General features: G+C 49.3%; 11 protein-coding genes and 1 riboswitch. Of the genes, 5 read left to right on the forward strand and 6 right to left on the reverse strand.

The genetic code is table 11. The features are described from left to right. Positions 1–452 precede the first annotated feature (452 nt). Positions 453–2,018, forward strand: coding sequence for a galactarate dehydratase (gene garD / locus TOLA_RS13145; RefSeq protein WP_015879628.1), 1,566 nt, complete (start codon positions 453–455; stop codon positions 2,016–2,018). On the opposite strand, the gene ampD is transcribed toward garD, so the two are convergent. Further along, positions 2,019–2,579, reverse strand: a complete 561-nt coding sequence (gene ampD, locus TOLA_RS13150; RefSeq protein WP_015879629.1) for a 1,6-anhydro-N-acetylmuramyl-L-alanine amidase AmpD — start codon at positions 2,577–2,579, stop codon at positions 2,019–2,021. Positions 2,580–2,687: 108 nt separating this feature from the next. On the opposite strand from ampD, the gene nadC reads away from it, so the two are divergent. Beyond that, the gene (gene nadC, locus TOLA_RS13155; protein WP_015879630.1) at positions 2,688–3,527 is read left to right on the forward strand and encodes a carboxylating nicotinate-nucleotide diphosphorylase; all 840 of its coding nucleotides are present in this window, start codon (positions 2,688–2,690) and stop codon (positions 3,525–3,527) included. A 59-nt stretch (positions 3,528–3,586) separates the two neighbouring features. Here the strand turns inward: nadC and yidA are convergent, their stop codons facing one another. Next, positions 3,587–4,393: a sugar-phosphatase gene (yidA, locus tag TOLA_RS13160; protein WP_041609538.1), complete on the reverse strand. Its 807-nt coding sequence runs from the start codon at positions 4,391–4,393 to the stop codon at positions 3,587–3,589. A gap of 367 nt (positions 4,394–4,760) precedes the next feature. Further along, positions 4,761–4,855, forward strand: a riboswitch (glycine riboswitch). A gap of 90 nt (positions 4,856–4,945) precedes the next feature. On the opposite strand from yidA, the gene TOLA_RS13165 reads away from it, so the two are divergent. Then, entirely contained in the window at positions 4,946–6,319 is a 1,374-nt protein-coding gene (locus TOLA_RS13165) for an alanine/glycine:cation symporter family protein (RefSeq protein WP_015879632.1), read from the forward strand. Positions 6,320–6,381: 62 nt separating this feature from the next. Here the strand turns inward: TOLA_RS13165 and TOLA_RS13170 are convergent, their stop codons facing one another. Together TOLA_RS13170 and TOLA_RS13175 are read right to left on the reverse strand one after the other, a co-directional pair. Continuing rightward, on the reverse strand, positions 6,382–6,657 hold the full coding sequence (locus TOLA_RS13170; RefSeq protein WP_015879633.1) for an HU family DNA-binding protein: 276 nt from the start codon (positions 6,655–6,657) through the stop codon (positions 6,382–6,384). A gap of 195 nt (positions 6,658–6,852) precedes the next feature. Next, entirely contained in the window at positions 6,853–7,431 is a 579-nt protein-coding gene (locus TOLA_RS13175; protein ID WP_015879634.1) for a YjaG family protein, read from the reverse strand. 272 nt (positions 7,432–7,703) lie between these two features. Between TOLA_RS13175 and TOLA_RS16390 the strand changes: the two genes are divergently transcribed. Beyond that, the gene (locus TOLA_RS16390) at positions 7,704–9,281 is read left to right on the forward strand and encodes a peptidoglycan DD-metalloendopeptidase family protein (RefSeq protein ID WP_015879635.1); all 1,578 of its coding nucleotides are present in this window, start codon (positions 7,704–7,706) and stop codon (positions 9,279–9,281) included. 62 nt (positions 9,282–9,343) lie between these two features. On the opposite strand, the gene hemE is transcribed toward TOLA_RS16390, so the two are convergent. After that, complete coding sequence (hemE, locus tag TOLA_RS13185) at positions 9,344–10,411, reverse strand: uroporphyrinogen decarboxylase (RefSeq protein WP_015879636.1); 1,068 nt, start codon at positions 10,409–10,411, stop codon at positions 9,344–9,346. A gap of 218 nt (positions 10,412–10,629) precedes the next feature. Here hemE and TOLA_RS13190 point away from each other — a divergent pair, with 218 nt between their 5' ends. Beyond that, positions 10,630–11,136, forward strand: coding sequence for an Rsd/AlgQ family anti-sigma factor (locus TOLA_RS13190; protein WP_015879637.1), 507 nt, complete (start codon positions 10,630–10,632; stop codon positions 11,134–11,136). A 71-nt stretch (positions 11,137–11,207) separates the two neighbouring features. Here the strand turns inward: TOLA_RS13190 and radA are convergent, their stop codons facing one another. Beyond that, on the reverse strand, positions 11,208–12,572 hold the full coding sequence (radA, locus tag TOLA_RS13195; RefSeq protein ID WP_015879638.1) for a DNA repair protein RadA: 1,365 nt from the start codon (positions 12,570–12,572) through the stop codon (positions 11,208–11,210). Positions 12,573–12,605: the final 33 nt, after the last annotated feature.

Genomic DNA, 12,605 nt, shown 5'->3' on the forward strand with positions numbered 1-12,605 from the left:
ACACACGGCGTCACTACAGCAAGCAAAACCAAAACGTCCAACTCGAAGCAAAGTATAAAGAGGTAGGATGGCGGGTTCATCGTGCAAAACCACAAGGATGATGCACGGGATGCGCAATATACTTGGCATCGGCACAAATATTTAGCGAGCGGATCACAAAAACCAGGATTTTGGGATGGATATAGCAAACCAGGATTTACATGAATTTTTACTTTAAAACAGAACAGGACTTTCATCACAGTTCTATTAATCCAACCTTGACGTTTTTGTGAAAAATAAACCGTTAAGTCTAATTTGTGGTTAATATCACAAAGCATATGTCATATGACTAAAAATAAAGTCCGGATGGTCTGATTTATTGTCCTTATTAACAATGCACCGTTTAGCCGAATGGTGATATTTTCAATTTGGTTTAAATTCCCAATTAACAATTTAATAACAAGGCAATAATCATGTCTGCAGCAGATGAACGAAAGAATCAACCGCACTATATAAAGGTCCATCCGAACGATAACGTTGCTATTGTGGTAAACAGCAATGGTCTTCCTGAAGGCAGTCGTTTCCCGTGCGGGCTGACACTCACCGAATTCGTACCGAAAGGTCACAAGGTCGCCCTACAGGCAATTGCACAGGGTGATGCCATCATCCGTTATGGTGAAGTGATCGGTTATGCCAATCAGGACATCAAACAAGGTGGCTGGATCAGCGAGCATCAGGTTGATTTACCCAAAGCACCCGCCTTAGAAACCCTGCCACTGGCCACCAAAGTACCGGAACCATTACCAACGCTGGAAGGTTACACCTTTCAGGGCTATCGCAATGCCGATGGCAGTGTGGGAACAAAAAACCTGTTAGCCATCACCACCAGCGTACAGTGTGTGGCAGGTGTGGTTGATTTTGTCACCCGGTTGATTGAACGCGATCTGCTGCCGAAATACCCGAATGTCGATGGTGTCGTGGGCCTGAATCATCTGTACGGTTGTGGTGTGGCGATTAATGCGCCCGCTGCGGTGGTGCCAATCCGCACTCTGCACAACCTGACGCAAAACCCGAACTTTGGTGGTGAAGTGCTGGTTGTCGGTCTGGGCTGTGAAAAATTACAGCCGGAACGTCTGCTGGCTGGCAGCGACGAGCTGCAACAAATCAACGTCGATAAAAGTCAGATCATCATGCTGCAGGATGAAGTGCATGTCGGCTTTAAAGCCATGGTGGATGATATTCTGCAGCAGGCTGATAAGTTATTGCAGCGACTGAATCAGCGGCAGCGTGAAACTTGTCCGGTATCCGATCTGGTCGTGGGTATGCAATGCGGCGGCAGTGATGCCTTCTCCGGTGTGACTGCCAATCCGGCGGTAGGTTATGCCTCTGATCTGCTGGTTCGTTGCGGTGCTACCGTGATGTTCTCTGAAGTGACCGAAGTCCGTGATGCCATTCATCTGCTGACACCCCGTGCCGCCAATGAGGAAGTGGGCAAAGCCTTACTGCGTGAAATGGCCTGGTATGACAATTATCTGGATACCGGTAAAACCGACCGCAGCGCCAATCCTTCCCCCGGTAACAAAAAGGGTGGCTTAGCCAACGTCGTGGAAAAAGCGCTCGGCTCGATTGCCAAATCAGGAACCAGTGCCATTGTGGAAGTGCTGTCACCGGGGCAACGACCAACCAGGAAAGGGCTGATCTTTGCCGCAACACCGGCGAGTGATTTTGTCTGCGGCACGCAGCAGATGGCTTCCGGCATCACCTTGCAGGTATTTACCACCGGCCGTGGTACGCCTTACGGTCTGGCCGCGGTGCCGGTGATCAAAATGTCAACGCACACATCACTCGCTGATCGCTGGCATGATCTGATTGATATCGATGCCGGCCGTATCGCCTCCGGTGAAGCCAGCATTGAAGATATAGGCTGGGAGCTGTTCCACTTCATGCTGGATGTCGCCAGTGGCAAGAAGAAACCATGGTCTGATCAATGGGGTCTGTTCAACGCTCTGTCGGTGTTTAACCCAGCGCCTGTGACCTGATCAGGCTAACAACTGACGAAACCGATCCCAGCTAAATGACGCACCGGGATCGGTTTTTCTTCCCGGTGCTATATCGGAATGTCCGGCGATTCGTTCAGCGGTAACCGCCGGATACGTCTGCTGAATCGCTTGTGTTACCGCCGCCAGTTGCTGATATTGTTCTTCGCTATAGCCACCATCATCCGTACCTTCCAGCTCAATGCCGATCGCAAAATCATTACAATTTTCACGGCCATTAAATTGCGACCGCCCGGCATGCCAGGCGCGATCCAGAAAACTGACATACTGCACCACTTCCCCATCCCGGCGGATCAGACAATGCGCCGACACTTCCAGATGCGCAATTTCGACAAAGTACGGATGTGCCTGCGGATCCAGTTTTCCGGTAAACAATTCATCAATATGCGGCCCACCGAATTGCCCCGGCGGCAAGCTGATGCCATGTACCACCAGCAACGAAACAGGCTCCCCTTGCGGGCGCTGATTAAAAAACGGTGAAGGACAATGCCGGGCCTCAGTTAGCCAGCCTTGTTCATTAATCGACCACTCTTTATACAACATACCTGTTTCCCTCTCTGTTTTTAGCGCCAAAGCATGCTACATGGTATGCTTACGGCCAACATCTTTTTGTTTCGACCGGAAAAACCGGCTAATTCAACAGGACTCGTCATGTTGCAAAATGATATTCAGCGCACAGTGCGTGCCGCATTAGAAGAAGACTTAGGTGGCGTACTCGATGCGCATGCCGATATTACCGCACAACTTATTCCGGCTGACAAACAAGCTGAAGCCTATGTGATCACCCGCGAAAAGGGCGTGTTCTGTGGTAAAGCCTGGGCGGAAGAAGTCTTTGCTCAGCTCGGCGGTAACGTCCGCATTGAGTGGAAAGTGAAGGATGGTGACCATGTTGTACCTAATCAGGAACTGGTTCGCCTGTATGGTCCGGCGCGTATTCTGCTGACGGGTGAACGTTCCGTGCTGAACTTTATCCAGACCTTATCCGGCGTTTCCAGCAACGTCGCACTTTATGTCGAAAAACTGGCCGGCACACAGTGCAAATTGCTGGATACCCGCAAAACCATTCCCGGCCTGCGTACGGCACTGAAATATGCTGTGACCTGTGGCGGTGGTACCAATCATCGTATGGGGCTGTTCGATGCATACCTGATCAAAGAAAACCACATCATGGCATGTGGTGGTATTGCTCAGGCCATTGAAACCGCGCGCAAGCTGAATCCGGGTAAAAAAGTCGAAGTCGAAGTCGAAACCCTGAATGAGCTGCAACAGGCGCTGGATGCCAGTGCCGATATCATCATGCTGGATAACTTCGAAGTGCCGATGATGTGTGAAGCCGTTGCCATCAATGCCGGTAAAGCCAAACTGGAAGTTTCCGGTAACGTGACACTGCAGACCATCGCCACTTACGCGGCAACCGGTGTGGATTACATCTCTGTTGGGGCGCTGACCAAGCACACCCACGCCATGGATCTCTCCATGCGTTTTGTATAAGTAAAAAAAAGCCGTCTTTTCAGATGAAAGACGGCTTAATCTCTGTTTTATCAGCAAAATCAGGCGAGAATAAACTTCTCAATCACATGCGCCACACCATCTTCTTCGTTGGAGTGAGTGACATAATCCGCAATGGCTTTGATATCATCAAACGCATTACCCATCGCAACAGACAAGCCCGCATATTCCAGCATGTGAGCATCATTACCGGCATCACCCACGCAGATCACTTCTTCCGCCTTAATGCCCAGATAATCAGCCAGCATGGATACACCATTTCCCTTGTTACTGTTTTTATTCAGAATTTCCAGGAAAAACGGTGCACTGCGCACTACCGTAAAACGGTCGTAATAATCCACCGGAAGCTGCTCAACACCCGGTGACAGAATTTCCGGCTCATCGACCAGCATGACTTTTATGATCTGATGATCTTCCGCCAGCTCATTAAAATCGATCAGTGTCAGCGGAATGCCATTGATATCGCGCTCATGCACCGTGTAATGACTTAATTTTGGTGAAATCAGACCCAGCTCAGTAGAAAACGCATGGGTATTAACACCAATCTGCTGACTCACCGCATACACATCATGCAGATCTTTGCCGCTAATCAGCTGGCTGCAAATATTTTCCCGGGTACCTACGTTTTTAATCAACGCGCCGTTATAACTCAGTGCATAATCATCATCTGTGGTCAGCCCCAGTTCAGTCAGGTAGCGCTCCAGCCCTTCGATCGGACGACCGGAAGCCAATACTACCTTTACCCCTTTCTGCCGGGCCTGTTGAATTGCACTCTTGGTGCGTTCAGAAATCGTACCATCGCCACGCAACAGCGTACCGTCCATATCGAGAGCAATCAGCTTATACATCGTCATCACCGGAGTAGTAAAGTTGCACGTATTTTACCGGATAAACCGGTTACATTCAGCGTTTTTAGCGCTAACTTTCCTGAAAGATGAATTAATGAAATTAATGCATAACGTTCTGAACCTTGCGTTTGAGTCTGTCATCCCGCCTATCAGAACTATCTGACTCCAACTACTGCAGCAACCAAGACGGAATGGTCAGAAAAATATCGTTTTGTAATTTTTTCCGCTGATCTGCAGACAAATCCCGCGATTTTATTTAGGATCCGACCCTACCTTCCAATGTTCGGATGAAGGTAGCAGGAGAGGATGGTTCTACATCCACCGAAGAAGTGAATCTTTCAGGTGCCGCAAGGCGAGGACTGCTACTGGACGATACTCTGGAGAGATCCGTTAAATCGGGCGCCGAAGGAGCAAAACCTGTCAAAGGTTGAAACTCTCAGGCAAAAGGACAGAGGGGATGGAATGGCATATCTGGTGATCCTCACCGGGTAGGCGTTCCTGTCTCCTCCTTTCACGAATGAACAGCTTCGTTTCAGGAGGATATTTAAAACTATGCTTCATTCATTTCTTACCGCCGTTGATGACTTTATCTGGGGCCCGCCGCTGTTAGCTTTGCTGATGGGTACCGGACTCTATCTCACCATCCGTTTAGGTCTGTTACAGGTCATTCGCCTGCCGCTGGCACTGAAACTGGTATTCTTTCCGCCCAAACATGATGACAAAGAAGGTGACGTATCCAGCTTTGCTGCATTGTGTACCGCCCTCTCCGCCACCATCGGTACCGGTAATATTGTCGGTGTCGCCACTGCGGTAAAACTGGGTGGTCCGGGTGCCATCTTCTGGATGTGGATGGCGGCCTTTTTAGGTATGGCAACCAAATACGCCGAAGGTTTGCTGGCCGTCCGTTACCGTCAGAAAGATGCCAACGGTCAGATGAGCGGCGGCCCGATGTACTATCTGGAAAAAGGCTTAGGCAGCAAATTTCTGGCAAGTGCTTTTGCATTGTTTGGTATCGGCGTGGCGCTGTTTGGTATCGGCACGTTCCCGCAGGTTAACGCGATCGCCGATGCCGCGCAGTTAGCCTTTGAAGTGCCGAAATGGACCACCGGATTAATTCTGGCTGTGCTGGTCGCACTGATCACTGTGGGTGGTATTCAGTCTATCTCGCGGATCTCCACCAAAGTCGTGCCATTCATGGCGATACTGTATGTGCTGTCCTGCTTTGGTGTCATGTATCTGCATGCCGAACAACTGCCAGCCGTGGTTGATCAGATCCTGAATGCCGCATTCACCACCACAGCAGCGACCGGCGGTTTTGCCGGTGCCACCATGATGCTGGCACTGCAGGCCGGGGTGGCCCGTGGGGTATTCTCCAATGAATCAGGTTTAGGTTCCGCACCGATTGCTGCCGCAGCGGCGAAGACTGATTCCTGCGTAGAACAGGGCCTGGTCTGCATGACCGGTACCTTCTTTGATACCATCATCATCTGCACCATGACTGGCATCACTCTGGTTCTGACCGGTGCATGGCAATCTGATGTTGCCGGCACGGCGATGACTAATATGGCCTTTACCCAAGGTATTGGCAGCCAGTTAGGCTTCTATCTGGTCAACATCGGTCTGCTGTTCTTTGCCTTTACCACCATCATTGGCTGGAACTACTACGGTGAACGTTGTACCGAATACCTGCTGGGTGTTAAAGCGATTAAAGGTTACCGCTGGATATTTGTCCTGCTGGTTGCAGCTGGTGCGTTCCTGCATCTGGATCTGATCTGGATCATTGCTGACATCGTGAACGGTCTGATGGCAATTCCGAATCTGATTGGTTTGATTGGCTTACGCCATGTCATTGCCGCAGAAACATTTGCCTACTTCAGCGCAAAAGATGCAACGCTGGATAATGGTGAAACAGAAGCCAGTCTGTAATTGGATGGCATAAAAAAACCCGGCCTATCAAAGCCGGGTTTTTTGTAAACGGAAAAACTGAATTAACCGTTTACAGCATCTTTTAATGCTTTTCCTGCAACGAAAGTTGGTACGTTAGAGGCAGCAATAGTGATTTCCTGACCGGTCTGAGGGTTACGACCAGTACGGCTTGCACGATGATTCACCTTGAAAGTACCGAAGCCAACCAGCTGAACCGGATCACCTTCTTTCAGGCTTTGAGTGATAGTTTCCAAAATCTGTTCCAGTGCCACTTTAGCCTGGGCTTTGCTCATGTCAGCCTTGGCCGCAATCGCATCAACAAGCTCAGTTTTGTTCATACGCAATCCTTATTATTTAAGCCGATCAAAAAAGCTGACTCAATCTAGTCAAAATTCCGCTGACTGGCAAAAACTTTCTGCCATGTTCTCCGGAAAAACAGCACATTTTCGTTAGGAACCACATTGATGTCACAAAACATACTGTTAGTCGATTAAGGTTTATACCATCAGGCAGAGAATCATCCTGTAGGCATCCTATTCCAGAGAAATGCCCAGATTGGAAATACCGCCCTGCGTTGCCAGTGTTTTGATGTTCAGAATAGCAACCGCATCACGGGGCTGAGAGACCTGATCCAGCAATTCAACCTGAAATGCCATCTCTTCTTCTATCAGTGGTTCAGCATATAATTCATCGGCAGAAAGTTCTTTCCCCTGCTGCATCTCAATAAAGCCAACCACACTGCCCAGCGAGGTCTGGCTGATATCATAAGCTTCATCACCCAAACGGAATACAACAGAGTTATATGCCGTCGCCAGAGCCACACAGGCATCTAATGCCGGCCAGGCACCGTAGCACTCTTCATTCTGTGGTTCCGGCATGCTGGCTTCTACCTGCTCCAGAATAGCGGACAAATCCACTTGCATACTTTTTTCTGTCAGATATTGCCACATTGTATCCAGCGCATGGCGGATGAGTTTGGTATCACCACGTCCTGTGCTCTCGGCATACAGACAGTAATTGGGATACATTCTTTCACTTAACGCCAGCGCAAATACAGTCTGTTGCCACGGCATCAGCTTACGCAATTTCTTATAGAATTTGTCACCAAACACGGTTTTCTCCTTTGAGTGAGAACTCAATTGTAAGCTAGTCTTCCTCTAATGAAAAACTAACTGACATACAGATTACAGGCAGAAGGAAAACAATACTGAACAAAAAATAATCAAATGCACCTCATCTCCGCATTTCATAGCCCATTTTATTGTCATGACACCGCCGTCCGTGATACAAATCTAACTTTGTGCCATCTAGGGTCGATGAAATTATCACCCTGCATTCAGTGATGGTATAACTCATCCATTTTTGACAGAGCGAAGACAAAACAATGAAACGGATCCTGACACCGTTTACAGGTTTGGCGAATCGTGAATTACCCATTCCCCGACAGCACCTGTACGCCATCATTATGCTGGCATGTTTCTCTGTGGCCAGCATCACTCTGTTACCGCCGCCAGGTGAATTACTTTCTGATGAACCGATCCCGGTTTCAAGCGATAATCTCACCATCGATGCTGAATTGAGTAAGCAGGCAGCTGATACCGAATTCGTTACCGTACCCCATGATGCATTGCTGGATGACGACGATGGCATCCCTGATGACATTACTGCACCAACCGGTGAGCTCCAGCTCATGGATTACATCGTTAAAGATGACGATAATCTGTCTTATATCTTTAACACGCTTAACCTTTCCCCGGTGACACTGCAGAAGCTGGTTGAGGTTGATATCCAGAATTCACTGGTACGTCTGAAACCCGGACAAAAAATCACGTTCTATCTGGATGATGCAAACGTTATCCAGAAACTGGATATTCCTCTGGAACTTGGAAAGCACGTTGTTTTTGAACGTAAAGATGATAAATATCAGTCCCGCGTTGAGCAGAATGATACTGCAGATGAAGATAATAAACAGGAAAGTGTCAGTGCCGCTGACACATCAGTTGAAAACAGCAAAACAGATTCGCCTGCTGTAGCAGCAACAAATAGCAAAATCAGTAAAAAAGAAGCTGCACGAATTGCGGCAGAAGAAAAAGCAGATAAGAAAGCGGCCGAAAAAGCAAAAGCTCAGGCAGCCGCAAAGAAAGAAGCTGCCCGCACGGCAATTCGTCCTACCCGCGTGCTGCGTGGCAAAATTGCCGGCTCTTTCGGTGCCAGTGCCCGTAATGCAGGGCTGAGTGCCGGACATATTCACCAGGTTTCCCGTCTGTTCCAGGGGCAAATCGATTTCCGTCGTGATCTGAAAAAAGGCGATACCTTCAAAGTATTGTTTGATCGTAACGCGATAGCAGGCAAAGCAGGCAGTGATGCGCGCGTTCTGGCCGTGATGATCACCGCGAAAGGGAAAACCTATTCCGCTTTCCGCAGTTCAAAAGACAACCAGTTTTATGATGATGATGGCAGTAGCCTGAGCATGACCAAAGGTGGCAAGTTCCTGCGTTACCCTATTCCGTCATCCACCAAAGTCAGTTCCGGTTTCAACCCTCACCGGGTTAATCCGGTAACACGTCGTGTCATGGCACATAACGGTACTGATTTCTCTGTCCGTGTTGGTACGCCAGTGCAGGCAACTGGTGACGCCGTGGTCGTGAAAGCAACCCGCCATAGAGATATGGGGATCTATATTGTTTTACGTCACAGTGGCCGTTACAGCTCGGTATACATGCACCTGAGCAAATCGATGGTGAAACCGGGTCAGAAAGTGAAGATGGGGCAGATCATTGGATTGTCCGGCAATACCGGCCGTTCAACCGGTCCACATCTGCATTATGAATTCCATGTGAACAATCGTGCAGTGAATGCCATGCGCGTTGATTTGCCAATGAACGAGCCAATGCAGCAAAAAGCACGTAAGTCACTGGTTGCCAAAATCAATGAATATAAGCGCATGCTGAATGACAGCTAATCAGCATAGCTGATGATTGAAGATGATTAAACAAGACCGGCCTGAGTGCCGGTCTTGTTATTTCAGGACTGATGATAAGGGGCAGAAAACCGATGCACCGCATCGACAAATGTTTTTACCCGCGCAGGTTCAATATCAGGCGTAATCCCATGTCCCAGATTAAATACATGACCGGAACCGTTGCCATACTGCTGTAATATTTCCTGTACTTTAGCTGTCACAACCGCATCATCGCCCTGTAAAACAGCCGGATCCATATTACCCTGCAATGCCACTTTGTGCCCGACACGCGCTCTGGCCGCTGAAATATCCGTAGTCCAGTCAATACCAATTGCATCACAACCGGATGCCGCGATGGCTTCCAGCCACTGCCCACCGCCTTTGGTAAACAACGTCACAGGTATCGTGCGGCCATCATACTGACGATGAATACCCTGAACGATCGCGGTCATATACTGCAGTGAGAATTCCTGATAATCCTGATGTGATAACACCCCGCCCCAGGTATCAAAAATCATGACCGCATCCGCACCGGCAGCGATCTGAGCATTCAGATACTGCGTCACACTGGCAGCAAGCTTGCTCAGTAACCCATGCAACAGCTTCGGCTCACGGTACATCATTTGTTTGATACGGCTGAATTGCTTGCTGCTGCCACCCTCCACCATATAGGTTGCCAGTGTCCAGGGGCTGCCGGAGAAACCAATCAACGGCACCTGCTGTGCCAGCGCTTTCTTGATGGTCCGGACCGCATCCATGACATAGCGCAATTCGCCTTCCGGATCCGGTAACGGCAATGCATCAACATCCCGCTGATGCTGAATGGTCTTGGCAAACTTTGGCCCTTCGCCTGCACCAAAGGTCAACCCCAGCCCCATGGCATCCGGGATGGTCAAAATATCAGAAAATAAAATGGCCGCGTCTAACTCAAAGCGCCGCAATGGCTGCAGAGTCACCTCACAGGCGAGTTCCGGGGTTTGACACAGCGTCATAAAATCACCGGCTTCAGCACGCAGCTGACGGTATTCAGGCAGATAACGTCCGGCCTGACGCATTAACCAAACGGGAGTGCGATCAACGGGCTGACGTAACAACGCGCGCAGGTAACGATCATTTTCTATCTTAGTCATTTATCTGTTCTGGTTGGTCGATATTAAATAATTCTAACATTCCGCCGGTTAACATGCTGCTAACAATCAGAGAACTGTTTAAAGCGTAAACGAGATGCAATCGGAAAAGAGACATGGTTAACAGTTGTAATATTCATTTGTGTGTCATTTTCACCAAAGGTCGCACAATGGGATCAGAAGGGACATGAACTATCTGAATAGTTAACCAAGGAGGCAACATGCTGGTTACTCTCGATAAAATCCGCGAACAAGTCGCAGGGAAACACCCGGCAATAGATGCATGGCTGGATGTCCGTCGCACCTTGTTAGTCGAATATATGCAACTAGCCGGGTTGATGCCTCCATACAGCAAAACTTTGCCCAGCAAAGAGGCATTGTCTGACTTTTGTGATCGCCTGGTAGACTACATCTCTGCCGGACACTTTGAAATTTATGAAATTCTGATTGATGCCTATGAAAAGGTGCAGGAGAAAGAGCATCACCTGTCATTAACAAACCGTCTGATTGACCGTATTCAGGATACGACAGAATCCATTCTGGATTTCAATGAGCGTTATGGTGATATCAGCGACGATGAAATGCCTGAGCTGGAAGCAGATCTGAGTCAGCTGGGTTTAACCTTAGAGGAACGGTTTAAACTTGAAGACAAGCTGGTATTGGTTCTGAATGTGCTGAGCGATGACAATAAACCGGAACAGCCGCAAAAATCGGTCACCACTGCCTGATTCCGGAAAGTCACAGGGCGTCTTGTGATACGCCCTGTAAACCGGAATAAGCATGAATGCATGTATCAGCCTCAGAGTAGCTCTATCGCTTCCTGCAAACTCGTTACCGGCATAATTTTCATGCCCGGGATCTCATGCTTAGGCATATTGGCTTTCGGGATGATGGCCTGCCGGAAACCATGTTTCGCCGCTTCCTGCAGACGCTCCTGACCTGATGGTACCGGCCGGATTTCGCCGGACAATCCCACCTCACCAAAAATAATCAGATCTTTCGGGATCGGCTTATCGCGGAAACTGGAGACCATCGCAGCAATCAATGCCAGATCAGCACTGGTTTCCTCGACTTTCACACCACCCACCACGTTGATAAATACATCCTGATCAGACATCTGAATGCCGCCATGCCGGTGCATCACAGCCAGTAACATCGCCAGACGATTATGCTCGGCACCTACTGCCAGCCGGCGTGGGTTTGCCAGTTGTGAATAGTCGACCAGTGCCTGTAACTCCACCAGCAAAGGACGTGTCCCCTCCCAGATCACCATCACCACCGAACCTGCACTTTCTGCCTCGCCACGATTGAGGAAGATTGCCGAAGGGTTGCTGACCTCTTTCATGCCTTGCGAGGTCATGGCGAATACGCCCAGCTCGTTGATAGCACCAAAACGGTTTTTCTGACAACGTAAGGTTCGATAGCGTGAATCTGCATCGCCTTCCAGTAACACCGAACAATCGACACAATGCTCTAATACTTTAGGCCCGGCCAAAGCGCCATCTTTCGTGACGTGCCCGACCATAAAAATAGCGACCTGATGCTGTTTGGCAAACCGCGTCAGATGGGCAGCACTTTCACGCACCTGAGAGACTGAACCGGGCGATGAGCTGACATCCGCCACATGCATCACCTGAATCGAATCGATGACCATGACTGCGGGTTTTTCCTGCAAAGCCAGATGGCAAATCTGTTCAACACTGGTTTCCGCCAGCATGCGTAACTTATCATTTGGCAGCCCCAGCCGGTGTGCCCGCATTGCCACCTGTTGCAATGACTCTTCACCGGTCACATAGAGCACCGTCATCCGATCGGCCAGCAAGCACATGGTTTGCAGTAACAACGTACTTTTCCCGGCCCCCGGATGGCCACCAATCAGCATGGCAGAGCCGGGCACTATTCCACCGCCCAGCACACGATCCAATTCTTTATAGCCTGAACTGATTCGCGGAATTTCAGCTAATGAGACCTCCGCCAGCGTCTGCACTTTGCTGCTGAGTTCACCGGCATAGCCAGTCCGCACCACTTTGCTGGTTGCGACAGATGGCCCCAGCCGGATTTCTGTGATGGTATTCCACGCCTTACATTCGCCACACTGACCTTGCCAGCGGGCAGACTCTGCACCACATTCATTGCAGACATAGGCGACTTTACTTTTTGCCATCACAGATCCTCTTCAAGAAATAGCCATATCATG

Source organism: Tolumonas auensis DSM 9187, from assembly GCF_000023065.1.
GTDB lineage: Bacteria > Pseudomonadota > Gammaproteobacteria > Enterobacterales > Aeromonadaceae > Tolumonas > Tolumonas auensis.

Coding starts and splice junctions, on each gene's coding strand:
- TOLA_RS13190 (WP_015879637.1), top strand. CDS start 10,630: ATGCTGGTTACTCTCGATAAAATCCGCGAACAAGTCGCAGGGAAACAC.
- hemE (WP_015879636.1), bottom strand. CDS start 10,411: ATGACTAAGATAGAAAATGATCGTTACCTGCGCGCGTTGTTACGTCAG.
- TOLA_RS13165 (WP_015879632.1), top strand. CDS start 4,946: ATGCTTCATTCATTTCTTACCGCCGTTGATGACTTTATCTGGGGCCCG.
- TOLA_RS16390 (WP_015879635.1), top strand. CDS start 7,704: ATGAAACGGATCCTGACACCGTTTACAGGTTTGGCGAATCGTGAATTA.
- nadC (WP_015879630.1), top strand. CDS start 2,688: ATGTTGCAAAATGATATTCAGCGCACAGTGCGTGCCGCATTAGAAGAA.
- radA (WP_015879638.1), bottom strand. CDS start 12,572: ATGGCAAAAAGTAAAGTCGCCTATGTCTGCAATGAATGTGGTGCAGAG.
- ampD (WP_015879629.1), bottom strand. CDS start 2,579: ATGTTGTATAAAGAGTGGTCGATTAATGAACAAGGCTGGCTAACTGAG.
- yidA (WP_041609538.1), bottom strand. CDS start 4,393: ATGTATAAGCTGATTGCTCTCGATATGGACGGTACGCTGTTGCGTGGC.
- garD (WP_015879628.1), top strand. CDS start 453: ATGTCTGCAGCAGATGAACGAAAGAATCAACCGCACTATATAAAGGTC.
- TOLA_RS13170 (WP_015879633.1), bottom strand. CDS start 6,657: ATGAACAAAACTGAGCTTGTTGATGCGATTGCGGCCAAGGCTGACATG.